Origin of the sequence: Methylobacterium indicum (assembly GCF_017347565.1) — a bacterium.
Taxonomy (GTDB): Bacteria; Pseudomonadota; Alphaproteobacteria; order Rhizobiales; family Beijerinckiaceae; genus Methylobacterium; species Methylobacterium indicum.
Genome location: NZ_AP024145.1, coordinates 1,424,947 through 1,450,472, shown reverse-complemented (window position 1 = coordinate 1,450,472; position 25,526 = coordinate 1,424,947). Strand labels below are relative to the sequence as shown.

Here is a 25,526-nt window from a genome sequence, read left to right as displayed (position 1 = left end):
GGTCGGGGTCGGGCCGCGTCGCGAGGCGGTCACGCCGCCTCGCGGTTCTGGGCGCCCGGCACGGTGGCGGCCTCGACCTCGTCGATGGTCGGGCGGTCGGCGGCGGCGATGCCCTTGCGGCCGTGCTCGATCGCCACCTGGGGCAGGGCGCCGTTCATGTAGGCGATCAGGCTCTGCTTCACGATGGTGTAGACCGAGCACTGCTTCTCGCGCACGCCCTTCACCTTGATGGCGAGCGGCGCCAGCACGCCGTAGGAGGCGAACACCCCGAAGAAGGTGCCGACCAGCGCCGCGCCGATCAGGCCGCCGAGGATCTGGGGCGACTGGTCGAGCGCGCCCATCGCCTTCACGATGCCGAGCACCGCCGCGACGATGCCCAGCGCCGGCAGCGCCTCCGCCACCGTGTTGATCGCCGCGTAGGGCTTCAGCGCGTACTTCTTGTGCGTGCCGATCTCCTCCTCCATCAGCGCCTCGATCTCGTGCGAGCGGGCGCCGCCGATCAGGATCAGCCGGCAATAGTCGCAGATGAACAGGACCAGGCCCTGGTCCTTGGTCACGTCCGGATAGTTCTTGAAGATCTCGGAATTCGCCGGATCGTCGAAGTGGGTCTCGACCTCGTTGCGCGGCTTGGTCTTGATCTCGCGCAGGAGGGCGTGGATCAGGCCGAGCAGCGACAGGAAATCCTTGCGCTTCGGGCCCTTGCCGCTGAACGCCTCCATGGTCGCCTTGCCGGAATCGACCACCGTCTTCATCGGGTTGGCGATCACGAAGGTACCGGCCGCCATGCCGCCGATGATGACGAACTCCCAGGGCTGCCAGATCACGATCAGGTGGCCGCCCATGGCCACGAAGCCGCCGAGCATGCAGCCGATGGCAATGAGCAGGCCGACGAGGATTCCCATGTCCCGCAACGCTCCGTCTTGACGGCGACGGGTCTAGGGCCGGTGGCTTGCGCGGGGCTTTTTCGAGGCGCGACCGGCCCTCCGTCCCGGGGCCGGCCAGCGGGATTCTCCCCGATTCTTCCGCGCGTTATGCAGGTGTTATCCCGGGTATCCCCAGGCTTCCCGGCCTGCTCGGGCCGGCTTAATCGCTTGATAAGGCGGGAATCGCGATAGTCCCTCCTGTCGGCGGGGCCAACTAAGGCCGCCGCGGCAGGCGCAGCGGATGGGCTTTTACAAGCTCAAGACATGATGTCGAACCGCTGACCCCGGTGAGAAGCCGGATGTGTATGAGTGCGCAGACGGATCTGTGCTTCGCGACAGCGGGCACAAGACCATTCTCTGCCCCGGTGCGAGCCCGGAAACCATCCCACATTCCCGCCCACGCGCAAGACCGGAATCATCGCCGTGACCAGCCTGCTGACCAACAACGCCGCGATGACTGCCCTGACGACCCTCAAGTCGATCAACAGTCAGCTCGATACGACCAGCAACCGCGTCTCGACCGGCCAGCGCGTCTCGGCCGCGTCCGACAACGCCGCCTACTGGTCGATCGCGACCTCGGTGCGCACCGACAACGCCTCGCTCTCGGCGGTCAAGGACTCGCTCGGCCTCGGCTCGTCGTCGGTCGACACCGCCTATAACGGCCTGAACTCGATCATCACCGACCTGCAGAACATCCGCGGCAAGCTGCAGAGCGCGATGACCCCGGGCGTCGACCGCGCCAAGGTCCAGACCGAGATCTCGGCCATCCAGTCGAAGATGAAGGCCACCGCCGACTCCTCGAACTCGAGCGGCCAGAACTGGCTCTCGGTCGACTCGACCGCCACCAACACCAACTACCAGGCGACCCAGAAGGTCGTGGCCGGCTTCTCCCGCGCCTCGGACGGCACCATCAACTTCTCGATGGTCAACGTCGACGTGAACGGCATCAAGCTCTACGACAAGAACGCCGGCTCGACGGTGACGAAGCCCGCCACCGCGGCGCTCGTCGTCGGCTCGACCTCGCTGACCGGCACCGGCGCCTTCTCGGGCGGCACCGCCGACTTCGCCACCGCGACCGCCGGCAAGACCCAGCAGGTCAACCTGGTCGTCGATCTCGGCGGCACCTCCGTCGCCACGATCCAGCTCGACAAGGACACCCTCAAGTCCACCGCCAAGGACCTGACCAAGGTCACCACCGACGAGCTGCTGGCGGCGATCAACAACCAGATCTCGGCTTCCGGCACCGCCAAGCTCGGCGGCAAGGTCACCGCCGGCCTCGACTCCGCCGGCCGCCTGACCTTCACCACCGTCGGCACCGGCACCACCGCCACGATCAAGGTCGGCGTCGCCAACCCGACCGACGCCACGAAGTTCGCCGCCGCCGATATCGGCTTCGGTGCGACCTCGAACGCCCCGATGCTGACGGCGGCGAGCAACTACTCGGCGGCGTTCGACATCTCGGGTGCCAACACCCGGGCGATCACCATCAACGACGGCACCACCACGACGACCGTCACGCTCAGCTCCGCGGCCTACGACGCCGCCGGTTCGGCGGTGAGCTCGGCCAAGGCGACGCTGAGCGGCGCGGACGCGGCGACCCTGATCAACATCGCCCTCAAGGCGGCCGGCAACACCGCGAGCGCCAGCTTCGCGGGCGGCAAGCTCAGCCTGACGACCTCGGGTGCCGACACCAACTCGTCGGTGACGGTCACCGCGCCTGACGCCCTCTACGGCTTCACCGCCGGCCAGACGGCCTCCGGCACCAACGCGGCGGCGGGCGCCGGCACGGCCTCCACCACCACCACCGCCAAGGGCATCCTCGACACCACCGCCGGCAACTACAACGCCTCGTTCGGCGCCGGCGCCTACTCGGTGGCGAACTTCAACATCTCGAACCTCGTCGGCTCGAACGGCGATGCCGACGTGCAGAGCATTCTGAACATGGTCGACAAGGCGATCGCCAGCGTGACGGATGCGGGCACGAAGCTCGGCGCCAACAAGACGCAGATCGACGGCCAGAAGACCTTCGTCGACACTCTGATGAAGGCCAACGACCGCACCATCGGCGTGCTGGTCGACGCCGACGTGGAGGAGGAGTCGACCAAGCTGAAGGCGCTGCAGACGCAGCAGCAGCTGGCGGTTCAGGCGCTCTCGATCGCCAACTCGTCGAGCCAGAACGTCCTCTCGCTCTTCCGCTAAGCGGGGGAGGGCGGTCCCCCCGGGGACCGCCGGTGCCGGATCGAACGGGAAGGGCCGCGCTCGGGTCGAGCGCGGCCCTTCTCGCGTTGGGGAATGGACGCGGTCAGGCGTCGGCGTGGATGGTATCCGTCTCCCGGCGGCGCTCCCGCCAAGGCATTGGTTAAGATATTTTCTACGTCGCCCCGCCCGACGGCAGGATGGGCGGATCTCTGTACGACGTATCCACAGATCGTTGCTGGCCCAAAGCTCGCCTCGACGGGACAACGCGTTGCGTCTTTGGTTAATCGCTTCGTAAGCCTATCAAGCCATTATCACCCTATCGAGCGGCGCCACCGGCAACACACGGGGCGCTGCCGGCAACAATCCAGCGGATGGGCCTCCGGTGAGACCCAAGGACATGATGTCGGTCCGCTGATCCGGTGCGAGTCCGGAGGTGTGATTGCGCGACGGAGGGATCCCCGCAGGTCCGTCCCGGTCGTCGAAGGACCGCCTCGGTCCCTCGACCGGCCGACAGGTCGCATCGGTGCAAGCCCGGTGAGTCGAACTCTCCTCCATTCTCAGCCCGGAAGACAGATCCGTGACCAGCCTGCTGACCAACAACGCCGCGATGACGGCGCTGACGACCCTCAAGTCGATCAACACCCAGCTCGACATGACGAGCAACCGCGTCTCGACCGGCCAGCGCGTCTCGGCCGCGTCCGACAACGCCGCCTACTGGTCGATCGCCACCACCGTGCGCACCGACAACGCCTCGCTCTCGGCGGTCAAGGACTCGCTCGGCCTCGGCTCGTCGTCGGTCGACACCGCCTATAACGGCCTCAACTCGATCATCACCGACCTGCAGAACATCCGCGGCAAGCTGCAGAGCGCCCTGACCCCGGGCGTCGACCGCGCCAAGGTCCAGACCGAGATCTCGGCCATCCAGTCGAAGATGAAGGCCACCGCCGACTCCTCGAACGCCAGCGGCCAGAACTGGCTCTCGGTCGATTCGAGCCCGTCCAACACCAACTACCAGGCGACCCAGAAGGTCGTGGCCGGCTTCGCCCGCGCCTCGGACGGCACCATCACCTTCTCGATGGTCAACGTCGACGTCGCTTCGATCAAGCTCTACGACCGCAACGCCGGCACGACGGTGACCAAGCCCGCCACCGCGGCCCAGGTCGTCGGCTCGACCTCGCTCACCGGCACCGGCGCCTTCTCGGGCGGCACCGCCGACTTCGCCACCGCGACCGCCGGCCAGACCAAGCAGATCAACTTCGTCATCGATCTCGGCGGCGGCGCCAGCGCGGCGATCCAGCTCGACAAGGACACCCTCAAGTCCACCGCCAAGGACCTGAGCAAGGTCACCACCGACGAGCTCCTGTCGGCGATCAACAACCAGATCGCGGCCTCCGGCACCGCCAAGCTCGGCGGCAAGGTCACCGCCGGCCTCGACACCGCCGGCCGCCTGACCTTCGCTACCGTCGGCACCGGCACCGGTGCGACGCTCAAGATCGGCGTCGCCAACCTGACCGACGCCACGAAGTTCGTCGCCGCCGATATCGGCTTCGGCGCGATCTCGAACGCGCCGTCGCTCACCGCCGGCACGGCCTACTCGGCCCTCAACATCTCGGGCGCCAACACCAAGGTCCTGACCGTCGACGACGGCACGGGCAGCGGTGCGGTGACCGTGACGCTGAACGCCGCGGCCTACAACAATGCCGGCTCGGCAGTGTCCTCGGGCGCCGCGACGCTGAACGGGGCGGACGCGGCGCAGCTGATCAACATCCAGCTGAAGGCGGCTAACAGCACGGCCAGCGCCAGCTTCGTGGGCGGCAAGCTCGTGCTGACGACGACGGGCGCCGGCACCAACTCGTCGGTGACGGCGAACGGCGCGGACGTGACGAGCTTCGGCTTCACCGCCGGCCAGACGTCCGTCGGCACCAACGCGGCGGCGGGCGCCGGCACGGCCTCCACCACCACCACCGGCAAGGGCATCCTCGATACCACCTCCGGCACCTACACCGCCATCACGGCCGGCGCCTACTCGGTGGCGAACTTCAACATCTCGACCCTGGTCGGCTCGGCCGGCGACGCCGACGTCGCCAGCATCCTGAACATGGTCGACAAGGCGATCGCCAGCGTGACGGATGCGGGCACGAAGCTCGGCGCCAACAAGACCCAGATCGACGGCCAGAAGACCTTCGTCGACACGCTGATGAAGGCCAACGACCGCACCATCGGCATCCTGGTGGACGCGGACGTGGAAGAAGAGTCGACCAAGCTGAAGGCGCTGCAGACCCAGCAGCAGCTGGCGGTTCAGGCGCTCTCGATCGCCAACTCGGCGAGCCAGAACGTCCTCTCGCTCTTCCGCTAAGCGGGGGAGGGCGGTCCCCCCGGGGACCGCCACGACCGTCCCTGAACGAGACAAGCCGCCCGCGACCGTCAGGGTCGCGGGCGGCTCTTTCATGAGGCGGTCCGGGTGGGATCAGCCGACGCGGGATCAGCCGACGAAGGTGTAGCCGGTCATGCGCTTGGCCTCGATCGGGTCGTAGCCGAGCCGCATCCGCAGCTTCTTGCGCAGCTTGCTGATGTGGCCCTCGACCACGCTCTCGTCGACCGCCGTGTCGAGGTCGCCGTAGACCGCCTTGAAGATCTGGCCCTTGGTCACCGGCCGGCCGCGGTTGCGGGCGAGGTAGTCGAGGATGTCGCGCTCGCGGCGCGGCAGGAGCAGGCTCTGGCCGTCGATCTCCGGGTCGCGCCCGTCGGCGTGGACGGTCAGGCGGCCGCTCTTGTCCGGGGTGCTCGCGGGCTTCGCGTCGCTGCGGTTGGTGCGGCGGCGGATCGCGCCGGCCCGGGCGATGATCTCGCGGACATGGACGGGCTTGCGCACCACGTCGTCGATGCCGGCGGTGAACAGCGCCAGGGTCTGTTCGAGCGAGCGGGTCTCGTTGAGGGCGATGATCGGGGCGCGGGACAGGCCGCGCAGGGCCGCGGTGAAGGCCGTGCGGTCGGCGCAATCGCCGATGACGAAGCCCTGGACCGCTTCCAGGTCCTGGGGCGGCGGCGCATCGATCCAGGTCTGGATGTCGCTCACGTCCAGCCCCCGGGCCGCCACGCCCTCGGCGCCGAAGCCCTGAACGTACTGTGCGGCCACGCTTTCCCGCTCGTCGACCACGATGTACACGCCAGCCCCCAAGATATCTTGACGACCTGTCTCACCCCGCAGCCAGTCAAGGCGCGAGCTCGATTGCCGTCGAATTGTCTGGATATTTCCGAGATCTTCGCGGCGAGCCGCGAGATGATCCGGCTTGCGCCTTGCGGGCGCCAACTCGTGAATGATTTGTTAAGGCGTCTATCGCCCTGAAATGGTTAATTTTCTGTTAAGCTCGCTCACAAGCTGTTCACTTGGGGACACAACGTGTTGCGGCCAGGCCACGACCGGCTCAGGAAATCATTGTAGATCAATGAGTTGCGATGAGACAGGGTGTCGTCGCCCCCTGTGGCGGGGGAGCGACAGCTGTCCGGCGCTCAGCCGTCGAGTTCGGGGTAGCGCCGAAAGATTCCGTCCTCGCTGAACGCCAGGCGTCGATCGCTCGCCAGATAGGCGGCGATGCGCGGGCGCGCGGCGACGAGCCGGTGGAGGGCAACGACCTTCGGGGTCGCGGCGAGCGCCCGCTCGGTCGCCTGCGGAAAGGCGTAGGCCAGGCCCTCGACGAGCTGGAACAGCGAGAGGTCGGCGTAGCTCAACCGGTCGCCGACGAGGTGGCGCGGTCCGGCGTGATTGGCGCCCAGCACCCGTTCGAGCCAGCCGAGGAATTTCGGGATCCGCTCGTCGCGGAAGGCCGCCGCCCGCCGGGCGGCCTCGGGCTTCTGGTCCTCGTAGAAGAGCGAGGACGCGATCGGATGGTGGGTGTCGTGGACCTCCGCCACCGCATCCGCGATGGTGAGCTGGATCTGGTGGGTCCAGATCCGGTCGGCCTCGCTCTCGCCGACGAGACCGAGGCGCGGCCCGAGATAGTGCAGGATCGCGGCGGTCTGGCCGACCACGAGATCGCCGTCGCGCAGGTATGGCGGCGCAAAGGCCGGGCGGGGCGGGGCGTCGAGGCCCGCCACCATGTCGTCGATGCCGTCCTCGCGGGTGATGTCGCGGTAATCCGCCCCCGCCTCCTCGAGCGCCAGCCGGACGAACTCGCCCCGGCCCTGGATGCACGGCCAGTAGTGGAGCTCGTAGGCCATCGCAGCACTCCCTCGACGATGTCGGGCGCCCGGGCGGTGCCGGGCGCCGAGCGGATCATCCTCGGCATCTCACCAGCCGCGCATCTCGTCGTGGTTCGGGCGCCGGCCCTGGGGCGTCAGGCCGTCGATCACCCCGGGCAGCACCTGGGCGAGTTGCGCCAGCAGGTCGTCGCGGCCGAGGCCGGTCTGCCGGCTCAGGGTGTCGACCGTGTCGGGCCCCAGCGCCTGGGCGAGCTGGCGCGGCTCGATCGACCGGTTGTGGCCGGGGCCGATCCAGGATTCGATCACGTCGCCGAGGCCGCCGCGGCGGAAGCGGTCGATCAGCTGGTCGAGACCGCCGCCGCCCGCATCGTCGGGCTGCTCACGGTCGAGGTGGGAATATGGGCCGGCGCCCTGGTCGCCGGCGCCTTGACCGAAGGAGTTCTGGTCGAAGGGATTCTGGACGCCGCCACCCGTCGGGGAGGGGGATGCGGTGCCGCCGCCCGGGCCGTCGAGCATGCCGGCGAGATCGGAATAGGGATTGTTCGGATCCTCGCCGCGCCGGCTCCGGCCTTCGTCCCGGGGCTCGGGCGCGCCGTAGCCATGCGGATCGGGGGCGTAGCCGTCCTCCGGCCCGGCCTGCGGGACCGGCCGGCGCCCGCCGCCGAAGATGTCGCCGAAGCCGCCGTTCATCGCCTTGGCGGCGAGCAGCATCAGCAGCGCCTTCACGAGGGGCGACATCGCCCCCGAGCCGCCACCTCTCTCCTCGTGCCGGCTCCCGCCCCCGAGGACGTTGCCGAGCACGGAACCGATGACCTGGTCGAGCAGACCCATGGGTGCCTCCCCCTCGCGCGTGCCGCGCCGGGGTTAACCACGCTGTGCCGCCTCGGTTGCCTTCCGGGAGGGGGCTAGTGCGCTTCACGATCGCGTTGCAATCGCGAAGCTCTCTAAGTCTTTGTTTTGCCGCATTTTCTTCGACGAACCGGCATCCACTTCGTCGGAAAATGCTCTAGCGCCGGTCGCCGGAGCCGTCGCCGCCGCCGGTGGCGCGCCGGTCCTTGGGGTCGAGCTTGTCGAGGGGGTTGGTCCGCGCCGGCGTGCCGCCGGGGGGCGCTTGTGACGGCGTCACCTGCGTCTCGGGCTTGAGTGCCTGGGGCGGCGCGACGCCGGAGTCCCCGGCGCGCGTGCCGTCGGGCGGGTCGGCATGAGGCAAGTCGTTACGAGGGAGGTCGGCCTGGGTCGGCTGGTCGCGCCGATCGGAGATCGCGAACGCCGGCACGGTGCCGGCAGCGAGGAGGAGAAGGACGGAGGCAAGGCGGGCGAGCGGGGGCATGGCTGTCTCCGGCGGGGCGCCTGGATTGGGACGTTCGGGTGAGGAATCGTCTCGGAATCGCCGCGGTTCCGGGCTCGGCCGATCCCCGGCCCGTTCGCGAAAAAGAGGACCGCCCTCGGGGGCGGTCCTCGTTCGCGGTCACATGTTCATCAAGGCGCTAGCCGTGCCGAAGGCGGTCATCGCGAGGCCGCCGGTCAGGACGCCGATCATGCCGTAGGAGACCGCGCGCAGAAGCTTCATGTCACTCATTCTCGACTCCCTCGAATTTCGTGTCGGTCCATCCGGAATCCGCCGATGTCCCGCCCGGCGGACGTCCTCAGCAGCGGTAGCCGCCCGAGGTCTGGCCGTACTGCTTGACCGGGAAGTTCTGCTGCTTGGCGTTGCCTTCGGCGGCCGAGCTCATCGGGCAGGCGCCGTAGAAGGGCACGCTGTCGTTGGCCGAGCCGATCGAGCCGGTGGTCTCGACATCCTGCGTCCAGAACGGATGGGCCGGAGCGTTCGGGCCGAACGCCATGGCGGAGGAGATCGGGGCGACGCCAAGAACGAGGGCAGTAACGACTGCGGCAATGCGGGTCTTCATTCGTTGTCTTCCTTGTTCGGTGTGGTGAAAGCCGGTCCTGGCGACCCGCTCTCTTGCGATGATTGGAATATAGGTGGCGACATGCCGGCGCGATGTGCCGCCGCGCACGCGACGCGGCGGAACAAACATCGCGTTCTGGACGTGGGTCGCGCGGCCGTTCCGCTGCGGGAGCGCGGCGGTTTCGCCGGGCCGGCGCGGCGCGGGGCGTCACATCCCGCTACCACCCGGTCCGCTTCCCTGGAGCTAGTCTAAGCGCCGACACCCGGGCGGCCGCGCGCGGCGCCCCCATCACACGAGGTTTCCGCTGCCGATGGCCAAGCCCGTCCACTCGATGATCCGCGTCCTCGACGAGGAGCGCTCCCGCGCCTACTACGCCCGCGCCTTCGGCCTGGAGCTCGCCGAGCGCATCGGTTTCGACGGTTTCGCGCTCGTCTACCTGCGTCACCCCTCGTCGCCGTTCGAGCTGGAACTCACCGTCAACTTCGACCGCACCGAGCCCTACGATCTCGGCAACGGCTACGGCCATCTCGCGGTGGTGGTCGACGACGTCGATGCCGAGCATGCCCGCTTCACCGAGGCAGGGCTGCCCGCGACCCCGGTCAAGGACTTCCAGCACCAGGGCAAGACGCTGGCCCGCTTCTTCTTCGCCACCGATCCCGACGGCTACAAGATCGAGGTGATCCAGAAGGGCGGCCGCTTCGCCTGAGGCCCCGACGGGCCGGGCCGGGAAGCGCGCGAAGACGCGACCCCGGCCCGGCCTTCGGCAAGACCCACCAAGAAACGATCCCGAGGAGACACCCGATGAGAGAAGTCGATCCGCGCGTGCGGTTCAGCCGCCGCGGCTTCCTGCAGACCGCCGCCGTCGCCGCACCGGCCGCGGCGCTCGCCACCGGCGCCGGGCTCCAGGTCTCGGAGGCCTGGGCCGAGAACGGCGCCGCCCTGGCGCCGGCCGAGCTGAAGACCCTGGTGAAGATGGCGCGGGACATCTACCCGCACGACTTCCTCGGCGACGTCTACTACATCACGGCGATCAAGCCCTGGGACGGCAAGGCCGCCGCCGACCCCGCGGTGAAGACGCTGCTGACCCAAGGCGTGCGCCGCCTCGACGAGGACGCGCAGGCCCGCCACAAGGTCGCCTACGCGCAGATCGGCTGGGAGGCCGACCGCGTCGTCATCCTTGAGGGGATCAGCCACACCGACTTCTTCAAGAAGATCCGGTCCGACCTCGTCGTCTCGCTCTACAACCAGCCCGAGCTGTGGCCGAAATTCGGCTACGAGGGCTCGTCCGCCGACAAGGGCGGCTACATCAACCGCGGCTTCAACGACATCGACTGGCTGCCGAAGGTCTGATCGGCCTGCGACTGCCGATAGAGTGAGCGTCAACCAAAGAACAATCAACGAACGCCGCGCCGGATCGGCCGCGACCGGGCCGCGCGGGCCGGAGGAAACCATGGCCACATTCGACCTGAACGACGACGGGCTCGTCGTCATCGTCGGCTCGGGCGCCGGCGGCGGCACGCTCGGCACCGAGCTGGCGCTGAAGGGCATCCGCTCCGTCATCCTGGAAGCCGGTGCCCGCCACAACATGGAAGACTTCGTCAACGACGAATGGGCGAGCTTCGCCCAGCTCGCCTGGACCGACATGCGCACCACCTCGGGCTCGTGGCGGGTGGCGCGGGACTTCCCCAACCTGCCGGCCTGGATCGTCAAGGCGGTGGGCGGCTCGACGGTGCACTGGGCCGGCGCGTCCCTGCGCTTCGAGGAGCACGAGTTCCGCATCCGCGACCATTACGGCGCGATCCCCGGCGCCAACCTCCTCGACTGGCCGATCACCCGGGCCGAGCTCGACCCCTGGTACGAGAAGGCCGAGGACCGGATGGGCGTGACCCGCACCAACGGCATCCCGGGCCTGCCGGGCAACAACAACTTCAAGGTGATGGAGGCCGGCGCCCGCCGCCTCGGCTACAAGGAGGTCCATACCGGCCGGATGGCGATCAACAGCCAGGAGCGGCACGACCGCGGCTCCTGCCAGCAGATCGGCTTCTGCTTCCAGGGCTGCAAGTCCGGCGCGAAGTGGTCGACCCTGATCGCCGAGATCCCCCGCGGCGAGGAGACCGGCAACCTGGAGGTCCGCCCGAACTGCATGGCGATCCGCATCGAGCACGATGCCTCGGGCAAGGTGACGGGCGTGGTCTACGCCGATGCCGACGGCAAGCTGCAGCGGCAGAAGGCCCGCATCGTCGCGGTGGCCGGCAACTCGATCGAGAGCCCGCGGCTGCTCCTCAACAGCGCCTCGTCGCTTTTTCCGGACGGCCTCGCCAACTCGTCGGGCCAGGTCGGCCGCAACTACCTGCGCCACATGACCGGCAGCGTCTACGGCGTGTTCGAGAAGTCGGTCCACATGTACCGCGGCACCACCATGGCGGGCATCATCCGGGACGAGGCCCGGCACGACCCGAAGCGCGGCTTCGCCGGCGGCTACGAGATGGAGACGGTCTCGCTCGGCGTGCCGTTCATGGCGGCGTTCCTCAATCCCGGCGCCTGGGGCCGCTCCTTCACCAGCGCCATGGAGCAGTATCCACGCATGGCCGGGATGTGGCTCGTCGGCGAGGACCTGCCGCAGGAGACCAACCGCATCACCCTCGACCCCTCGGTCAAGGACAAGCACGGGATGCCGGTGGCGAGCGTGCATTTCGACGATCACCCCAACGACGTCGCGATGCGCAACCACGCCTACAAGCAGGGCGCGGCGATCTACGAGGCGGTGGGCGCCACGGTCACCTATCCGGTCACGCCCTATCCGAGCACCCACAACATGGGCACCAACCGGATGAGCGCGAAGGCCCGGGACGGCGTGGTCAACAAGTTCGGCCAGACCCACGACGTGAAGAACCTGTTCGTCTCCGACGGCAGCCAGTTCACCAGCGGCGCGGCCTGCAACCCGACCCTGACGATCGTGGCGCTGGCGTTGCGCCAGGCCGACCATATCGCCGGCGCGATGCAGCGGCGGGAGATCTGATGCGCCCTCTCGCCCTCCGCCTCGCCCCGCCCCTCCTCGGGCTGCTGGCCGCCGGCCTCCTCGCCGGGGCCGCCGCCGCGCAGGGCTCGCCGACCCCGGCCGCACCCGCACGCCAGCCCGGCGGGGCCGCGGCCTACCCGAACAGTCCCGGCGGCCAGCCGGCGGCCGAGCGGGACGGCCGCTCGGTCGCGACCGATCACGCCGCCTGTCCGGGCCCCGGCCCTTGCCCGGCGGCGCCCGGGCCCTCGGGGGCGGCGGACACGAACCGCACATCCGCGCCGAGCAGCTCGGTCGGCCAGGCCGGGCCCGTGCCGAGCACCGCCTACCCGGACGCCCCGGGCGGGATGCCGTCGAACCGCCCGGACGGCACGGCGCCCCGGTAGGGCGCCGACCGATCGCGTCGCGGTCGGTCGGCGCTCCAGTGCCGCGTCACGCCCGCCCCTGCACCGGCAGGTCGAGGAGCGTCGGGCGCGGCCGCTCGATCAGGGCCGCCGCCAGCATCGCCTCGAGCCGGATCAGGTCCTCGTCCGGCTCGGGCTGCCAGCCGCAGCCGCATTGCGGCACCGGGCCGTGCAGGGAGGCGATCTGGCGGTAGAGCGCGCCGACCGTGCGGGCCGCGGCTTCGAGCGCGGCCATCGGCGGCAGCGGTCCACGCTCCAGGGCGTCCCAGAAGGCCAGGGTGAGGGCGCGCTCCAGGGCCGCCTGCGACCGCCGCTCGGCCTCGACCCGCGGGCGCTCGTACCGGGGGGCGCTCATCGCACGACCTCGGCCTCGCTCAGGAGGACGACCAGCCGCTCCCAGGGCAGGCCGACCGGGGGCCATCCCTCCCGGATCAGTCCGGCACAGCCGTGAATCAGGATCAGCGCCCGCGCCATCGCGGCCTCCATCTCGGATCGTGCCGGGGTTCGGCGCGCCCTGAATGCAGCAAGACATTTGCGACCGCAAGATCATCACGAAATATTGGAGGGTTTCTACATTGGTGATGCTCATCTATATTGATCTGTGAATTATGAAAATTCCAAAGAGCCGGAAGCGCCGCCGGGCGGATTGGCAGCGGCGGCGGGAGCGGCTACCTGGGGCGCCGACCGAATCCCGGAGACCGGCCCGATGTCCGACACCCCGCCCGACCGCCTCAGCACCGATCCGCGCAGCCCCTTCCACGACGCCGCCCTGCTGGAGCGCGGCGTCGGCGTGCGCTTCAAGGGCGTCGAGAAGACCAATGTCGAGGAGTATTGCGTCAGCGAGGGCTGGGTGCGCCTCGCCGCCGGCAACGCCAAGGACCGCTTCGGCAACCCGATGACGGTGAAGCTCAAGGGCGCGGTCGAGCCGTATTTCCGCGGCCCGGAGGCCGGGACCGACGCGCCCTAAGCGGACCTGCGTTGGCAGGCCGACGCTTCGCCCGCTTAGGGTCTTGTTGTGTCGCAGATTTTCGGCGCCGAACCGGTCACCGCTTCGGCGAACTCTGCCTAGGACCGGGTTCCCGCGGCCCGCAGGTCCGCGAGGTCGAGGCGGCGGGTCGCCATCCTGAGGCCGCCCGCCTCGTCCCGCGGCCATTCCGCCTCGGGGCGGTCGCGATAGAGCTCCACCCCGTTGCGGTCCGGATCGTCGAGGTAGAGCGCCTCGCTGACGCCGTGGTCGCTCGCCCCGGTGAGGGGGATCCCGGCGGCATCGAGGCGCATGAGCGCGTCGGCGAGCGCCGCCCGGGTCGGGTAGAGGATCGCCACGTGGTAGAGCCCGGTGCTGCCGGGCGGCGGCGGCGATCCGCCGGCGCTGTCCCAGGTGTTGAGCCCGATATGGTGGTGGTAGCCGCCGGCCGACACGAAGGCGGCCTGGGTGCCGTAGCGCTGCATCAGGGTGAAGCCGAGCACCCCGCAATAGAAGCCGAGCGCCCGGTCGAGGTCGGCCACCCGCAGGTGGACGTGCCCGATGCGGGTCTGCGGGTCGATCGGCCCGGTCGTGGCGATCGGCGTGGTCATGCGGCCCTCCTCGGCTGCGGGGCCGGCGCCATCGTCTCCCGGCCCCGGCGGTCCCCGCAGACTGCCTCGGTTGCAAACCCCGTGGAATCCGGCATTCCGTCGTTTCACCTCACGCCCGCGGAGTGAGATCGCCCCGTGCTCGACCGGCTCACCGCCATGCAGACCTTCGTGCGCGTCGCCGCGACCGGCAGCTTCTCGGCCGCCGCGCGGGCGCTCGGCCTGTCGCAGAGCGGCGTCACCAAGCACGTCGCCGCCCTGGAGGAGCGGCTCGGCGCCCGGCTCCTGCACCGCTCGACCCGCCGGCTGACCCTGACCGAGGCCGGCCGGCGCTACCTCGAGGCCTGCGAGCGCATCCTCGGCGAGATCGACGAGGCCGAGGCGGAGGCCGGCGCCGAGGCGGCGGAACCCCGCGGCACCCTGCGGCTCAACGTGCCGGTCTCGTTCGGTGTCCTGCAGGTCGCCCCGGCGCTGGCCGAGTTCGGTCGCGCGCATCCGGCGCTCGCCGTCGAGCTCGGCCTCAACGACCGGCCCGTCGACCTGATCGAGGAGGGATGGGACCTGGCGCTCCGGATCGGCCACCTGCGCGATTCGCGCCTCGTCGCCCGGGCGCTCGCCCCGTGCCGGATGCGCGTCTGCGCGGCGCCCGCCTACCTCGCGGCGCGGGGCCGGCCGCGCCGCCCGGAGGACCTGAGCGATCACAACTGCCTCGGCTACACCCTCGCCAGCAGCGACGGCTGGCGCTTCGAGGCCGGTACCGTCGCGGTCGAGGGCTCGCTGCGCGCCTCGAACGGCGACGCCCTGGTGGCGGCGGCCGCCGCCGGGCTCGGGGTGATCTACCAGCCGACCTTCCTGGTCGCCGACGCCCTGCGCCGCGGCGCCCTCGTGGCGCTCGATCTCGGGCCGATCCCGTCGCTGCCGATCCACGCGGTGATGCCCTCGCGCCGCCGCCCGCCCGCCAAGGTCCGGGCCCTGGTGGCGTTCGTGGCGGCCCGCTTCGCCGACCCGCCCTGGGACCGGGACCTGCCCGCGCCGCTCGGAATCGACGCGCCGCTGCCCGCCGCAATTCCGGCCCTGGCACCCGCGCCGCATCGCGCCGAGGGAGCCGTCGCATGACCGGGACCGAGCCGGACGGCGCCCCGGACGACCCGCACGGGATCCTGACCTTCCCGGATGGCGACGCCCTCCGGCTGCTCGAGGCGCATGGCCTGACCGGGACCTGGGCCTGGAATTTCGTCACCGACGAGTACGCCTGGTCACCGGGGCTGTTCCGCCTGCTCGGCCTCGCCCCGGGTGCGGTGCGACCGGGCTATCACCGGTTCATGAGCTTCGTGCATCCGGACGACCGAGCCCAGCTCGAGACCGGCACCCAGATGATGCGCGAGGGGGTCTTCACCGGTTCCACCTTCCGGGTGATCCGGGCGGACGGGGCGGTCCGGCTCCTGACCGGCCGCAGCACGATCTACGTCACGCCCGAGGGGCGACCCCGCGCGGGGGCTGGCGTGGTGCTGGACATGACCGAGCCCGAGTTCCTGGCGGCGTCGCATCGCGAGAACCAGCGGCGGCGGCGCGCGCTGTTCGCCCAGACGCAGACGTGGATCCATACTCTGCCGAATGCGCCGCATGCGAGCCCGGTTCGCGTCGCCTCCTGGGAGATCATGAGCCTGACCGGCGTCACCCAGCAGGCGTTCCAGGAAAACTGGACACTGATCTTCGCGCCCGAGGAGCGTGCCAGGGCCGACCACGAGATCAGCGCGCGGTTCGCCGCGGGGCGTCCCTTCGCGGTCGAGCAGACCCTGGCCCTCGCGCGTGGCGATCGCGGCCTGTTCCGCAGCGTTGCGGTCCCGGTCCGCGGCGATGACGGGCGGATCGAGACCTGGGCCACCTTGAACGGCCGGGTCGACGGGCCCCGGCCGGTGCCGTCCGGAATCGTGCGGCAAGGCCTGGAACAGGCGGTGCAGGCCGCGCATCTGCGCGCCGCCCGGGGCCTCGTCGGCTGGTCGATGGCCGATCTCGCCGGGGCGAGCGGCCTGTCCCTCTCCACCGTCCGGCGCCTGGAGGAGGGCGGCGAAGGGCCGGCCTCCCGCAGCCGCCACGCCGCGGTCGCCGCCCTGCGCCGGGCCGGCATCGGCTTCGTGGTCATCGACGGGGATACTCTGGCGGTCGTCAAGGTGCGGTGATCCGGGCTCTTTCCGGGCCCGGCACGGCTTGCCATATCTGCCGCATGCCCGCCCCGAAGAAGCTCCGCCCGTCGACCGGCAAGGCCTCGAAGCCCGAGCTGAAGCCGCTGGACCCTTTCCTCGCCGAGTTGCTGAACCCGGCGCTGAACCGCGACCGCCTGCCCGTCGTCGAGCCGCCCCCGCCCGAGCCGCCCAAGCGGGGCCGCCCGCGCAAGGATGCCGCGGCGGCGAAGCCAGCGCCCGGCCCGGTCTCGGAAGCGAAACCCGCGCGTCGCACGAAGCGGGCCGAAACGTCGGCTCCCGACGGCTTCGGCGAGGCGCCGCAGGCCGCCTTCGCGCACGGCACGGCGGCGGATGTCGATCCCAGGCTCGCCCAGGCCCTCGGCCTGCGCGAGCCCGAGGCCGCCGGCGGCCTCGATCCGTCCGAGGCGGTGGAGGAGCGCGGGTCGCTGGCCGCCGAGGGCGTCTCGGCCACGGTCGACGCGCTGACCAAACTCCTCACCGAGGGCAACCCGCTGTTCAAGAACGGCGAATTGTGGCGTCCGCACCGGCCCGAGCGGCCGCAGAAATCCGAGGGCGGCGTCCCGTTCCGGCTGAATTCCGAGTTCACCCCGGCCGGCGACCAGCCCCGCGCCATCGCCGAGCTGGTGGCCGGCATCCAGGGGCAGGAGCGCGATCAGGTGCTCCTCGGCGTGACGGGCTCGGGAAAAACCTTCACGATGGCCAAGGTCATCGAGGAGACCCAGCGCCCGGCCCTGATCCTCGCCCCGAACAAGACTCTGGCGGCGCAGCTCTACGGCGAGTTCAAGAGCTTCTTTCCCGACAACGCAGTCGAATATTTCGTTTCCTACTACGATTATTACCAGCCCGAGGCCTACGTCGCGCGCTCCGACACCTTCATCGAGAAGGAATCCTCGATCAACGAGCAGATCGACCGGATGCGCCACTCGGCCACCCGGGCGCTCCTGGAGCGCGACGACGTCATCATCGTCGCCTCGGTGTCGTGCATCTACGGTATCGGCTCGGTCGAGACCTATACGGCGATGTCGTTCACGGTCTCGCTCGGCGAGAAGATCGAGCAGCGCCAGCTCGTCGCCGATCTGGTGGCTCTGCAGTACAAGCGCATCCAGTCCGATTTCGCCCGCGGCACCTTCCGGGTCCGCGGCGACGTGATCGAGCTGTGGCCGGCCCACCTGGAGGATCGCGGCTGGCGCATCGGGCTGTTCGGCGACGAGATCGAGGCGATCTCCGAGTTCGACCCGCTGACCGGCAAGACCCTCAACACGCTGAAATTCGTCAAGGTCTACGCCAACAGCCACTACGTGACGCCGCGCCCGACCCTCCAGCAGGCGGTGAAGGGCATCAAGGACGAGCTGAAGTGGCGGGTCGAGGAGCTGACCCGGATGGGCCGGCTGATCGAGGCCCAGCGCCTGGAGCAGCGCTGCACCTTCGATCTCGAGATGATCGAGGCAACGGGGGCCTGCAACGGCATCGAGAACTATTCGCGCTACCTCACCGGCCGCAAGCCCGGCGAGCCGCCGCCGACCCTGTTCGAGTACCTGCCCGACAACGCGCTGGTCTTCACCGACGAGAGCCACGTCACGGTCTCGCAGATCGGCGGCATGTACCGGGGCGACTTCCGCCGCAAGGCGACGCTCGCCGAATACGGCTTCCGGCTGCCCTCCTGCCTCGACAACCGCCCCCTGCGGTTCGAGGAATGGGACGCGATGCGCCCGCAATCGATCCACGTCTCGGCGACGCCGGCGAAGTGGGAGCTGGAACAGACCGGCGGCGTCTTCGCCGAGCAGGTCATCCGCCCGACCGGCCTCGTCGATCCGGTGATCGAGGTGCGCCCGGCCCGCTCGCAGGTCGACGACCTGCTCGGCGAGGTGAAGGAGGTGGCCGCCGCCGGCTACCGCACCCTCGTGACCACGCTCACCAAGCGCATGGCCGAGGACCTGACCGAGTACCTGCACGAGAACGGCGTGCGGGTGCGCTACATGCACTCCGACATCGACACGCTGGAGCGGATCGAGATCATCCGCGACCTGCGGCTCGGCGCCTTCGACGTGCTCATCGGCATCAACCTCCTGCGCGAGGGCCTCGACATCCCGGAATGCGCCCTCGTCGGCATCCTCGACGCCGACAAGGAGGGCTTTCTGCGCTCCGAGACCTCGCTGATCCAGACCATCGGCCGCGCCGCCCGCAACGCCGACGCCCGCTGCATCCTCTATGCCGACCACATCACCGGCTCGATGGAGCGGGCGATGGCCGAGACCGAGCGCCGGCGCAAGAAGCAGCTCGCCTATAACGAGGAGCACGGCATCACGCCCCAGAGCGTGAAGCGCAACATCTCCGACATCCTGGAGAGCGTCTACGAGCGCGACCACGTCCAGGTCGATACGGGGCTCGCCAAATCCGCCGTCACGGTGGGCCACAACCTCAAGGCCGTGATGGCCGATCTCGAGAAAAGGATGCGGACGGCGGCCGCCGATCTCGACTTCGAGGAGGCGGCGCGCCTGCGCGACGAGCTCAAGCGGCTCCAGGCGACCGAGCTCGCCATCGCCGACGATCCGATGGCCGAGCAGGCCGACGTCGAGCGCGAGGCCGGCCGCTTCGGCGCCAAGCGCAAGCGGCGCGGCGCGGAGCCCTTGGGCTACGGCCCGGGCGGCAAGGGCACCTCGGACGAGGGCACCCGCATCCGCCAGCCCGACCTCGACGACATGGGCCCGGGCACCGACCGCGAGGTGCCGTTCTCCTATGCCGAGCGCCCGACCGGCCGCTCGACGCAAGGCTTCCCGGGCCAGAAGCCGAAATACAAGGGGCGCAAGGGCCGGGGCTGAGGCCCATGCAAGAGGCCGGTGCGGTGGACAGTCCCCGCGCCGGTCGGACCCCGCGCGGGGCACGGCTCATCGTCCGTTCGACCCGCGATATCCCCGTCTATCACCCCGGTTGCTGCGGCCGCGCGCCGCTTTCTCGAAGCCGCTTGCGGAACACTTGCGGAACGCTTACCATGTTCGCGATTTGTTTCCGGAGCGCGGCAGCGCGGGGATGAGAGTGTCACATGCTCACGCGTAAGCAGTTGGACCTGCTCCGCTTCATTCAGCAGAGAATGCGCGAGACGGGAGTCCCGCCGTCCTTCGACGAGATGAAGGACGCCCTCGACCTCAAGTCGAAATCGGGCATCCACCGCCTGATCACCGCCCTGGAGGAGCGCGGCTTCCTGCGCCGCCTGCCGAACCGGGCCCGGGCGATCGAGGTGATCCGCATTCCCGACACGGTGACGGGGCCGGCGACGGCGACGGCGACGGCGCCCGCGGCCGGGGCCGAGGTGGTGCGGTTCAACCCGAGCGTCGTCGAGGGTGGGCGCGCCCACGAGCCGAAGCGGCCCGCCGGCATTCCCGCCATGGCGACCGCCTCGGACGAGAACGGTCACTCGGTCAGCGTGCCGGTGATGGGCCGGATCGCCGCCGGTACGCCGATCTCGGCGATCCAGAGCCAGAGCCGCACGGTGGCGATGTCGCCGGACTTTTTGGCCAGCGGCGAACACTACGCCCTGGAGGTGCGCGGCGACTCGATGATCGAGGCCGGCATCCTCGACGGCGACCTCGTGGTGATCCGCCGCCAGGAGACCGCCAATACCGGCGACATCATCGTCGCGCTGATCGACGACGAGGAGGCGACCCTGAAGCGCCTGCGCCGCCGCGGCTCGTCGATCGCGCTGGAAGCCGCCAACCCGGCCTACGAGACCCGGGTGCTCGGGCCGGACCGGGTGCGGATCCAGGGCCGGCTGGTGAGTTTGGTCCGGAAGTACTGAGAGGTCTTCCAGTCAGGCGCTGAAACCCTCCCCCCTCTGCGGGGGAGGGTGGACCCTGCGTCATTAGGGGCCGGGAGAGGGGCAGCGCGACGCTGATCCAGGGAGTGCCCGTCAGAACGGTTCAGTCTTTTCCGGAGGCGGCGTCCCCTCTCCCGCCCCGCTTCGCGGGGCACCCTCCCCCGCAGAGGGGGGAGGGTTGGAGCGGTAGCGCCCGTCAATGCGCGCTCCCCGTCGCCACGAACTTGAACAGGAACACCGCCGCGATCACCCACACCACCGGCTTCACCTCCCGGAACCGCCCGGTGAGCAGCTTGATCACCGCGTAGGTGATGAAGCCGAAGGCGACGCCGTTGGCGATCGAGTAGGTGAAGGGCATCAGAAGTGCCGTCACGCAGGCCGGCAGCACCTCGGTCAGGTCGTCCCAGTCGAGATCGACCAATTCGTGCAGCATCAGGCAGGCGACGTAGAACAGGGCCGGGGCCGTGGCATAGGCCGGGACCGAGCCGGCGAGCGGCGCGAAGAACAGGCAGGCCAGGAACAGGACCGCCACCGTTGCGGCGGTGAGCCCGGTGCGGCCGCCCTCCTCGACGCCGGACGCGCTCTCCAGATACGCCGTGGTGCTCGACGTGCCGAGCAGCGAGCCGACGAAGATCGAGGACGAATCCGCCATCAGCGCCTTGTCGAGGCGCTCCATCTTGCCTTGGGTAAGCAGTCCCGCCCGGTTGGCGACGCCCATCAGCGTGCCGGTGGCGTCGAACAATTCGACGAGGAAGAACACCAGGATCACGTTGAGCAGGCCGCCCGACAGGGCACCCTTGATGTCGAGGGCGAACAGCGTCGGGGCGATCGAGGGCGGCAGCGAGGCGACGCCCTGGAAAGTGTTGTCGGCGACGATGAAGCTCAACGCCGTGACGGTGAGGATGCCGGCGAGCAGCGCGCCGCGGATCTTGCGCACCGAGAGCACCGCGACGATCAGGAAGCCCAGCACTGCCAGCACCGCGCTCGGCTTGTGCAGGTCGCCGAGCGTCACGAAGGTCGCCGGGCTCGCCGCCACCACGCCGGCGCTCTTCAGCGCGATGATCGCGAGAAACAGCCCGATGCCGACCGTGATGGCGATGCGCATCGATCGCGGGATGCCGTCGACGATGATCCGGCGTAGCCCCGTCAGCGTGACGGCCATGAAGCACAGGCCGGAGATGAACACCGCGCCGAGCGCCGCCTGCCAGGTGTAGCCCATCTGGAGCACCACCACGTAGGCGAAGTAGGCGTTGAGCCCCATGCCGGGCGCGAGCGCGATCGGGTAGTTGGCGTAGAACGCCATCACCAGCGAGCCGATCGCCGCGACGAGGCAGGTCGCGACGAACACCGCCCCCTTCGGCATCCCGGCATCGCCCAGGATGTTGGGGTTGACGAAGACGATGTAGGCCATCGTCAGGAAGGTGGTGAGCCCGGCGAGCAGCTCGGTGCGTATGGTGGTGCCGTGGGCCGAGAGCGCGAAGGTGCGCTCCAGGAACCCGCCTCCGGAGGAACCGGTCGGCCGGGTCAGGCCGTCGTCGCGCTTCAGGTCCATCGCTCCTCCTCGCCGCTCTGGGTCGTGGTGCTGATCTGTCGGAAGATCCGGTCGGGCGCGAACGGCGTCGCGGTCAGCCGCGCGCCGGTCGCGTCCCGGATGGCGTTGGCGAGCGCCGCCGCCACGGGGTTGAACGGGCTCTCGCTCATCGACTTGGCGCCGAGCGGCCCGACCGCGTCATGGGTGTCGGCGAAGATCACCTCGGTGCGCGGCACGTCGGCGAGGGCCGGGATGTGATAGGTGCGGAAGGTCGGGGTCGCGACCCGGCCCCCGGCGTCGATCGCCAGGTCCTCGTAGAGCGCCGCGCCCAGCGCCTGGGCGACGCCGCCCTCGATCTGGCCGCGGCACTGGACCGGGTTCATCACCCGGCCGGCATCGGCGGCGTGGACGCTTCGCAGAATCCGCACCTCGCCGGTCTCCGGCCGCACCGCGACCTGGAAGCCCTGGACGTTGAACGCCACCGAGCGCGGGCTGCCGTCGGCGTGCCCCGCCGCCTCCGCGGGGCCGAGATCGGCGAGCCTCACCCGGGCGTCTCCCGCGCTCACGCCGTCGCCGTCGAGCCGGCAGGCGGCGGGATCGACGCCGAGCCGGGCGGCGGCGCGCCTCCGCAGCAGCGCGGCCAGGCTGTCGGCGGCGCGCCACGTCGCCTGGCCGGCGACCACGATGCCGGTGCTGCCATAGGCGCCGGTATCATGCCCGACCGCGTCGGTGTCGCCCTGGCGCAGGACGATGCGGTCCGGCGTGGTGGCGAGAACCTCCGCGGCGATCTGGCCGTGCACCGTCGAGGTGCCGTTGCCGAACTCCACCGTGCCGACATGCAGGACGTAGCGGCCATCCGCGAGCGCGATCCGCGCCTCGGCGAAGTGGCCCCGCGGCGGGATGGTGTCGATCATCGACAGCGCCATGCCCGATCCCGTGCGCCAGCCCGCCGGGGCGGGGGGAGGGGGCTCGGCCAGGGACGCCGCGACCGCGTCGAGGCATTGGTCGAGGCCGTAGCTGCCGTACCGGACGTCGTGCGGCTCCAGGCTCGTCGACACCATCGGGTCGCCGGGGCGGACGACGTTGCGCCGCCGCAGCTCGAACGGGTCGAGGTCGAGCGCGCGGGCGAGCTCGTCCATGGCGGATTCGACCGCGAAGATGGTCTGGCTCAACCCGTAGCCGCGAAAGGCGCCGGCCGGCAGGGTGTGGGTGTGGACGGCATAGCCGTCGACCCGCTTGTTGGCGCAGCGATAGACCGCGATCACCTCGTTGCAGCCGTGATGCAGCACGCCGCCGGCATGGTTGCCGTAGGCGCCGGTATTCGACAGCACCTGGAGATCGATCGCCGTCAGGGTGCCGTCGGCCCGGGCGCCGAGGCGCACCCGCACCCGCATCGGGTGGCGGGTGGTGGTGGCGGTGAACTGCTCGGTGCGGGTCAGCTCCCAGCGGACCGGCCGGCCGGTGGCCAGCACGGCCAGCGCCACCAGATCCTCGGTCAGCATCTCCTGCTTAGCCCCGAAGCCGCCGCCGACCCGGCCGCACTCGACCCGGACCTTTTCGCGCGGGAGATCGAACAGGGCGCAGAGGGCGTCGCGGGTGAGGAACGGCACCTGGGTGCTGGAGCGGAGGACGAGGCGCCCGTCCGGGTCGCGCCAGCCCATCGCCGCATGGGTCTCCAGATGCGCGTGCTGGATCCGCTGCGAGCGGTAGGTGCCCTCGTGCACCACGTCGGCGGCCGCGAGACCGGCGGCCACGTCGCCGATCTCGCCATGCGCCTCGGCGGCCAGGTTGGGATGGGGATGGAGCGGCGGCGCGTCCTCGCCCGTCGGCCGCGCGCCGTGGACCAGGGGGGCGTCGGGGTCGAGCGCCCGCTCGGGATCGAGGCAGGCCGGCAGCACCTCGTAGTCCACGATCAAGGCCCGGCAGCCGGCGGCGGCGGCGGCCTCCGTCTCGGCGAGCACCGCGGCGACGCGCTGGCCGACGAAGCGCAGGACCGGATCGAGCACCCGCGTGTCGCTGGCATCGTCGCCCGGGTTCTGGTGCCGGCCCGTGGAGAAGAGCCGGTCCGGCGCGTCCGCATGGGTCAGCACCCGCACGACGCCCGGCACCGCCAGGGCCGCCGCGGTGTCGATGCGGACGATCCGCGCATGGGGATGGGGCGAGCGCAGCACCTTGAGATGGAGCGCGCCCGGCAGGTCGCGGTCGAGGGTGTAGCGGGCCCGCCCGCTCACCACGGCGGCGCTGGCCGGGGCCGGGGGGCTGTGCCGGCAGGGCGCCGTCGGCGATCCGTCCACCCCCGCGGCGGCGTCGGCGATGCCCGCGATCGCGTCCGCGATCGACCGGTAGCCGGTGCAGCGACACAGGTTGCCCTTGAGCGCCGCCGGCAGGTCGCGGCTCTGGCCCTGGTCGAGGGCGGCCGCCGTCATCACCATGCCGGGGGTGCAGAACCCGCACTGGAATCCTTGCGCGGCGACGAAGGCCGCCTGGACCGGGTGGAGCGCGTCCGGCACGCCGTCCCCGGGCGCGCAGGGGCCCGCCAGGCCCTCGACCGTGGTGACCTGGCGCTCCGCCGCCCGGAAGGCCGGCACCAGGCAGGCATGAAGCGGTTCGCCGTCGAGATGGATCGTGCAGGCGCCGCAATCGCCCGCGTCGCAGCCCTTCTTGACCCCGAACCAGCCGAGTTCGCGCAGCAGGGTGCGCAGGGATTGGCCGGGCCGGGGCGCGACCTCGTGGCTCGTGCCGTTGACCGTCAGTCTCATGCGCGGCCTCCCGCGAGCTCGGCCCGGGCCTCCTCGGCGAGGAGGCCGGTGACGTGGCGGCGCCAGTCGGGCGCGCCGTGGACGTCGTCGTACCAGAGCCCGTCGGGGATCGCGGCGGCAAGCGCCGCCTGCAATGTCTCGGCCGAGGGCGGGGCGGGCCGGTCGATCCGCACCGGGCGCCGGGTCGCGGCCGTCACCGTGAGGGCGAAGGCGCCGGCGGAATCCAGGGTGGCGATCACCAGGGCGCCCGAGCGGCCGTTGGGGCTGAGCGAGATCCGCCGGAAGGCGGTGCGGCGGCCGAGGGCGGCCGCCGGCAGGTCGATGCGGCGCAGGATCTCGCCGGGGCGGAGCGCCGTCTCCTGCGGCCCGAGCACCAGATCGCGGACGGGGAGGCGCCGCTCGCCGCCCTCCGGCGTCCAGATCAGCCCCACGCCGTCGAGCGCGACCGTCAGCGCGATCATCGGCCCGGCCGGCAGCGCGAGGCACAGGTTGCCGCCGACGGTCGCGGCGTTCCAGACCTTGAACGAGCCGAGGAGCGCCCGGCAGCACTGGCCGACGAGGGGCGCCGCCCGGAAGGCCGGCGGCAGCGCGAGCCGGTCGAGGGCCGCGATGGGGCAGGTCGCGGCGATCCGCACGCCTGCATCATCCACCGCGAGCGGCTCCCAGCCGAGGGAGGGCAGGTCGATGAGCCGGGCGATCCCGTCCTGCGGCTCGGAGAAGAGCCAGGTCCCCCCGGCGAGCCAGGCGTCGCCCGGCCGCCACGCCGGCAGCGCGTCGCGGGCGCGGGGGGCCACCACCTCCGTGATGCTGTCGAGGTCCATGCGTCGTTCCCGCGATCCTCCGGGGCGCGGCCCCGGGCGGGGCCTGCCTCACCATAAGGCAAGATCCTGTCCAGCGCGGCTGCGACGTGGCGGCGGCCGCGGTCCGGGCCGCCCGGGCCCCGTTCCTGAGCCGGCGAACATCCTTTTACGAGGGCGCGTTAACTATTTGTCAGCAA

Annotated in this window: 23 protein-coding genes; 11 read left to right on the top strand and 12 right to left on the bottom strand. The window is 70.6% G+C overall.

Going from position 1 to position 25,526, the window contains the following annotated elements:
* Nucleotides 1-29: 29 nt before the first annotated feature.
* The gene (gene motA, locus miv_RS06705) at nucleotides 30-902 is read right to left on the bottom strand and encodes a flagellar motor stator protein MotA (protein WP_048427228.1); all 873 of its coding nucleotides are present in this window, start codon (nucleotides 900-902) and stop codon (nucleotides 30-32) included.
* Between the two features lie 444 nt (nucleotides 903-1,346).
* Between motA and miv_RS33695 the strand changes: the two genes are divergently transcribed.
* Nucleotides 1,347-3,122, top strand: a complete 1,776-nt coding sequence (locus miv_RS33695) for a flagellin N-terminal helical domain-containing protein (protein WP_048427227.1) — start codon at nucleotides 1,347-1,349, stop codon at nucleotides 3,120-3,122.
* Nucleotides 3,123-3,699: 577 nt separating this feature from the next.
* Nucleotides 3,700-5,478 (top strand): flagellin N-terminal helical domain-containing protein, encoded by a 1,779-nt coding sequence (locus miv_RS06695; RefSeq protein WP_207181970.1) that lies wholly within the window; start codon nucleotides 3,700-3,702, stop codon nucleotides 5,476-5,478.
* 126 nt (nucleotides 5,479-5,604) lie between these two features.
* On the opposite strand, the gene miv_RS06690 is transcribed toward miv_RS06695, so the two are convergent.
* The 5 genes from miv_RS06690 to miv_RS06670 form a co-directional block, all read right to left on the bottom strand.
* Nucleotides 5,605-6,288 (bottom strand): response regulator transcription factor, encoded by a 684-nt coding sequence (locus miv_RS06690; protein ID WP_207181969.1) that lies wholly within the window; start codon nucleotides 6,286-6,288, stop codon nucleotides 5,605-5,607.
* Between the two features lie 344 nt (nucleotides 6,289-6,632).
* Nucleotides 6,633-7,340: a glutathione S-transferase gene (locus tag miv_RS06685; RefSeq protein WP_207181967.1), complete on the bottom strand. Its 708-nt coding sequence runs from the start codon at nucleotides 7,338-7,340 to the stop codon at nucleotides 6,633-6,635.
* Between the two features lie 69 nt (nucleotides 7,341-7,409).
* Nucleotides 7,410-8,153 (bottom strand): YidB family protein, encoded by a 744-nt coding sequence (locus miv_RS06680; protein ID WP_207181965.1) that lies wholly within the window; start codon nucleotides 8,151-8,153, stop codon nucleotides 7,410-7,412.
* 175 nt (nucleotides 8,154-8,328) lie between these two features.
* Complete coding sequence (locus tag miv_RS06675) at nucleotides 8,329-8,652, bottom strand: hypothetical protein (protein ID WP_058618199.1); 324 nt, start codon at nucleotides 8,650-8,652, stop codon at nucleotides 8,329-8,331.
* Nucleotides 8,653-8,968: 316 nt separating this feature from the next.
* On the bottom strand, nucleotides 8,969-9,232 hold the full coding sequence (locus miv_RS06670; protein WP_048427221.1) for a hypothetical protein: 264 nt from the start codon (nucleotides 9,230-9,232) through the stop codon (nucleotides 8,969-8,971).
* Nucleotides 9,233-9,542: 310 nt separating this feature from the next.
* On the opposite strand from miv_RS06670, the gene miv_RS06665 reads away from it, so the two are divergent.
* From miv_RS06665 to miv_RS06650, 4 genes are all read left to right on the top strand, one after another.
* The gene (locus miv_RS06665; RefSeq protein WP_048427220.1) at nucleotides 9,543-9,938 is read left to right on the top strand and encodes a VOC family protein; all 396 of its coding nucleotides are present in this window, start codon (nucleotides 9,543-9,545) and stop codon (nucleotides 9,936-9,938) included.
* Between the two features lie 95 nt (nucleotides 9,939-10,033).
* Complete coding sequence (locus tag miv_RS06660) at nucleotides 10,034-10,582, top strand: twin-arginine translocation signal domain-containing protein (protein WP_048427219.1); 549 nt, start codon at nucleotides 10,034-10,036, stop codon at nucleotides 10,580-10,582.
* A 100-nt stretch (nucleotides 10,583-10,682) separates the two neighbouring features.
* On the top strand, nucleotides 10,683-12,251 hold the full coding sequence (locus miv_RS06655) for a GMC family oxidoreductase (protein ID WP_207181964.1): 1,569 nt from the start codon (nucleotides 10,683-10,685) through the stop codon (nucleotides 12,249-12,251).
* Nucleotides 12,251-12,634: a hypothetical protein gene (locus miv_RS06650; protein WP_058618198.1), complete on the top strand. Its 384-nt coding sequence runs from the start codon at nucleotides 12,251-12,253 to the stop codon at nucleotides 12,632-12,634. The genes miv_RS06655 and miv_RS06650 overlap by 1 nt, the downstream gene beginning before the upstream one ends.
* Before the next feature lie 46 nt (nucleotides 12,635-12,680).
* Here the strand turns inward: miv_RS06650 and miv_RS06645 are convergent, their stop codons facing one another.
* Both miv_RS06645 and miv_RS33690 read right to left on the bottom strand, forming a co-directional pair.
* Entirely contained in the window at nucleotides 12,681-13,007 is a 327-nt protein-coding gene (locus miv_RS06645) for a hypothetical protein (RefSeq protein ID WP_207181963.1), read from the bottom strand.
* A complete protein-coding gene (locus miv_RS33690; protein ID WP_274534395.1) occupies nucleotides 13,004-13,138 on the bottom strand; it encodes a hypothetical protein in 135 nt (44 codons plus the stop codon). The genes miv_RS06645 and miv_RS33690 overlap by 4 nt, the downstream gene beginning before the upstream one ends.
* Before the next feature lie 220 nt (nucleotides 13,139-13,358).
* Here miv_RS33690 and miv_RS06640 point away from each other — a divergent pair, with 220 nt between their 5' ends.
* Nucleotides 13,359-13,619 (top strand): DUF3297 family protein, encoded by a 261-nt coding sequence (locus miv_RS06640; protein WP_048427215.1) that lies wholly within the window; start codon nucleotides 13,359-13,361, stop codon nucleotides 13,617-13,619.
* A 98-nt stretch (nucleotides 13,620-13,717) separates the two neighbouring features.
* Here miv_RS06640 and miv_RS06635 read toward each other — a convergent pair whose 3' ends face one another.
* The gene (locus miv_RS06635) at nucleotides 13,718-14,227 is read right to left on the bottom strand and encodes a VOC family protein (RefSeq protein ID WP_207181962.1); all 510 of its coding nucleotides are present in this window, start codon (nucleotides 14,225-14,227) and stop codon (nucleotides 13,718-13,720) included.
* Nucleotides 14,228-14,362: 135 nt separating this feature from the next.
* On the opposite strand from miv_RS06635, the gene miv_RS06630 reads away from it, so the two are divergent.
* From miv_RS06630 to lexA, 4 genes are all read left to right on the top strand, one after another.
* Complete coding sequence (locus miv_RS06630) at nucleotides 14,363-15,340, top strand: LysR family transcriptional regulator (protein WP_082171586.1); 978 nt, start codon at nucleotides 14,363-14,365, stop codon at nucleotides 15,338-15,340.
* Nucleotides 15,337-16,404 (top strand): PAS domain-containing protein, encoded by a 1,068-nt coding sequence (locus miv_RS06625; RefSeq protein WP_207181961.1) that lies wholly within the window; start codon nucleotides 15,337-15,339, stop codon nucleotides 16,402-16,404. Before miv_RS06630 ends, miv_RS06625 begins: the two co-directional genes overlap by 4 nt.
* 44 nt (nucleotides 16,405-16,448) lie before the next feature.
* Entirely contained in the window at nucleotides 16,449-19,247 is a 2,799-nt protein-coding gene (gene uvrB, locus miv_RS06620; protein ID WP_207181953.1) for an excinuclease ABC subunit UvrB, read from the top strand.
* Between the two features lie 221 nt (nucleotides 19,248-19,468).
* Nucleotides 19,469-20,221 carry a transcriptional repressor LexA gene (lexA, locus tag miv_RS06615; protein ID WP_207181951.1) on the top strand — a complete coding sequence of 251 codons (753 nt, stop codon included), beginning with the start codon at nucleotides 19,469-19,471 and terminating at the stop codon, nucleotides 20,219-20,221.
* A 214-nt stretch (nucleotides 20,222-20,435) separates the two neighbouring features.
* Here lexA and miv_RS06610 read toward each other — a convergent pair whose 3' ends face one another.
* The 3 genes from miv_RS06610 to miv_RS06600 are packed head-to-tail and all read right to left on the bottom strand — an operon-like array spanning nucleotide 20,436 to nucleotide 25,350.
* Nucleotides 20,436-21,791: an NCS2 family permease gene (locus miv_RS06610; RefSeq protein ID WP_207181949.1), complete on the bottom strand. Its 1,356-nt coding sequence runs from the start codon at nucleotides 21,789-21,791 to the stop codon at nucleotides 20,436-20,438.
* Complete coding sequence (locus tag miv_RS06605; RefSeq protein ID WP_207181947.1) at nucleotides 21,782-24,529, bottom strand: molybdopterin-dependent oxidoreductase; 2,748 nt, start codon at nucleotides 24,527-24,529, stop codon at nucleotides 21,782-21,784. The genes miv_RS06610 and miv_RS06605 overlap by 10 nt, the downstream gene beginning before the upstream one ends.
* Nucleotides 24,526-25,350 carry an FAD binding domain-containing protein gene (locus tag miv_RS06600; RefSeq protein WP_207181945.1) on the bottom strand — a complete coding sequence of 275 codons (825 nt, stop codon included), beginning with the start codon at nucleotides 25,348-25,350 and terminating at the stop codon, nucleotides 24,526-24,528. Before miv_RS06600 ends, miv_RS06605 begins: the two co-directional genes overlap by 4 nt.
* Between the last annotated feature and the right edge of the window lie 176 nt (nucleotides 25,351-25,526).

What these genes read in the sequence shown, in the direction of transcription:
- motA (WP_048427228.1), bottom strand. Translation starts at nt 902, where the DNA reads ATGGGAATCCTCGTCGGCCTGCTCATTGCCATCGGCTGCATGCTCGGC.
- miv_RS06685 (WP_207181967.1), bottom strand. Translation starts at nt 7,340, where the DNA reads ATGGCCTACGAGCTCCACTACTGGCCGTGCATCCAGGGCCGGGGCGAG.
- miv_RS06680 (WP_207181965.1), bottom strand. Translation starts at nt 8,153, where the DNA reads ATGGGTCTGCTCGACCAGGTCATCGGTTCCGTGCTCGGCAACGTCCTC.
- miv_RS06675 (WP_058618199.1), bottom strand. Translation starts at nt 8,652, where the DNA reads ATGCCCCCGCTCGCCCGCCTTGCCTCCGTCCTTCTCCTCCTCGCTGCC.
- miv_RS06670 (WP_048427221.1), bottom strand. Translation starts at nt 9,232, where the DNA reads ATGAAGACCCGCATTGCCGCAGTCGTTACTGCCCTCGTTCTTGGCGTC.
- miv_RS06665 (WP_048427220.1), top strand. Translation starts at nt 9,543, where the DNA reads ATGGCCAAGCCCGTCCACTCGATGATCCGCGTCCTCGACGAGGAGCGC.
- miv_RS06660 (WP_048427219.1), top strand. Translation starts at nt 10,034, where the DNA reads ATGAGAGAAGTCGATCCGCGCGTGCGGTTCAGCCGCCGCGGCTTCCTG.
- miv_RS06655 (WP_207181964.1), top strand. Translation starts at nt 10,683, where the DNA reads ATGGCCACATTCGACCTGAACGACGACGGGCTCGTCGTCATCGTCGGC.
- miv_RS06650 (WP_058618198.1), top strand. Translation starts at nt 12,251, where the DNA reads ATGCGCCCTCTCGCCCTCCGCCTCGCCCCGCCCCTCCTCGGGCTGCTG.
- miv_RS06645 (WP_207181963.1), bottom strand. Translation starts at nt 13,007, where the DNA reads ATGAGCGCCCCCCGGTACGAGCGCCCGCGGGTCGAGGCCGAGCGGCGG.
- miv_RS33690 (WP_274534395.1), bottom strand. Translation starts at nt 13,138, where the DNA reads ATGGAGGCCGCGATGGCGCGGGCGCTGATCCTGATTCACGGCTGTGCC.
- miv_RS06640 (WP_048427215.1), top strand. Translation starts at nt 13,359, where the DNA reads ATGTCCGACACCCCGCCCGACCGCCTCAGCACCGATCCGCGCAGCCCC.
- miv_RS06635 (WP_207181962.1), bottom strand. Translation starts at nt 14,227, where the DNA reads ATGACCACGCCGATCGCCACGACCGGGCCGATCGACCCGCAGACCCGC.
- miv_RS06625 (WP_207181961.1), top strand. Translation starts at nt 15,337, where the DNA reads ATGACCGGGACCGAGCCGGACGGCGCCCCGGACGACCCGCACGGGATC.
- uvrB (WP_207181953.1), top strand. Translation starts at nt 16,449, where the DNA reads ATGCCCGCCCCGAAGAAGCTCCGCCCGTCGACCGGCAAGGCCTCGAAG.
- lexA (WP_207181951.1), top strand. Translation starts at nt 19,469, where the DNA reads ATGCTCACGCGTAAGCAGTTGGACCTGCTCCGCTTCATTCAGCAGAGA.
- miv_RS06610 (WP_207181949.1), bottom strand. Translation starts at nt 21,791, where the DNA reads ATGGACCTGAAGCGCGACGACGGCCTGACCCGGCCGACCGGTTCCTCC.
- miv_RS06605 (WP_207181947.1), bottom strand. Translation starts at nt 24,529, where the DNA reads ATGAGACTGACGGTCAACGGCACGAGCCACGAGGTCGCGCCCCGGCCC.
- miv_RS06600 (WP_207181945.1), bottom strand. Translation starts at nt 25,350, where the DNA reads ATGGACCTCGACAGCATCACGGAGGTGGTGGCCCCCCGCGCCCGCGAC.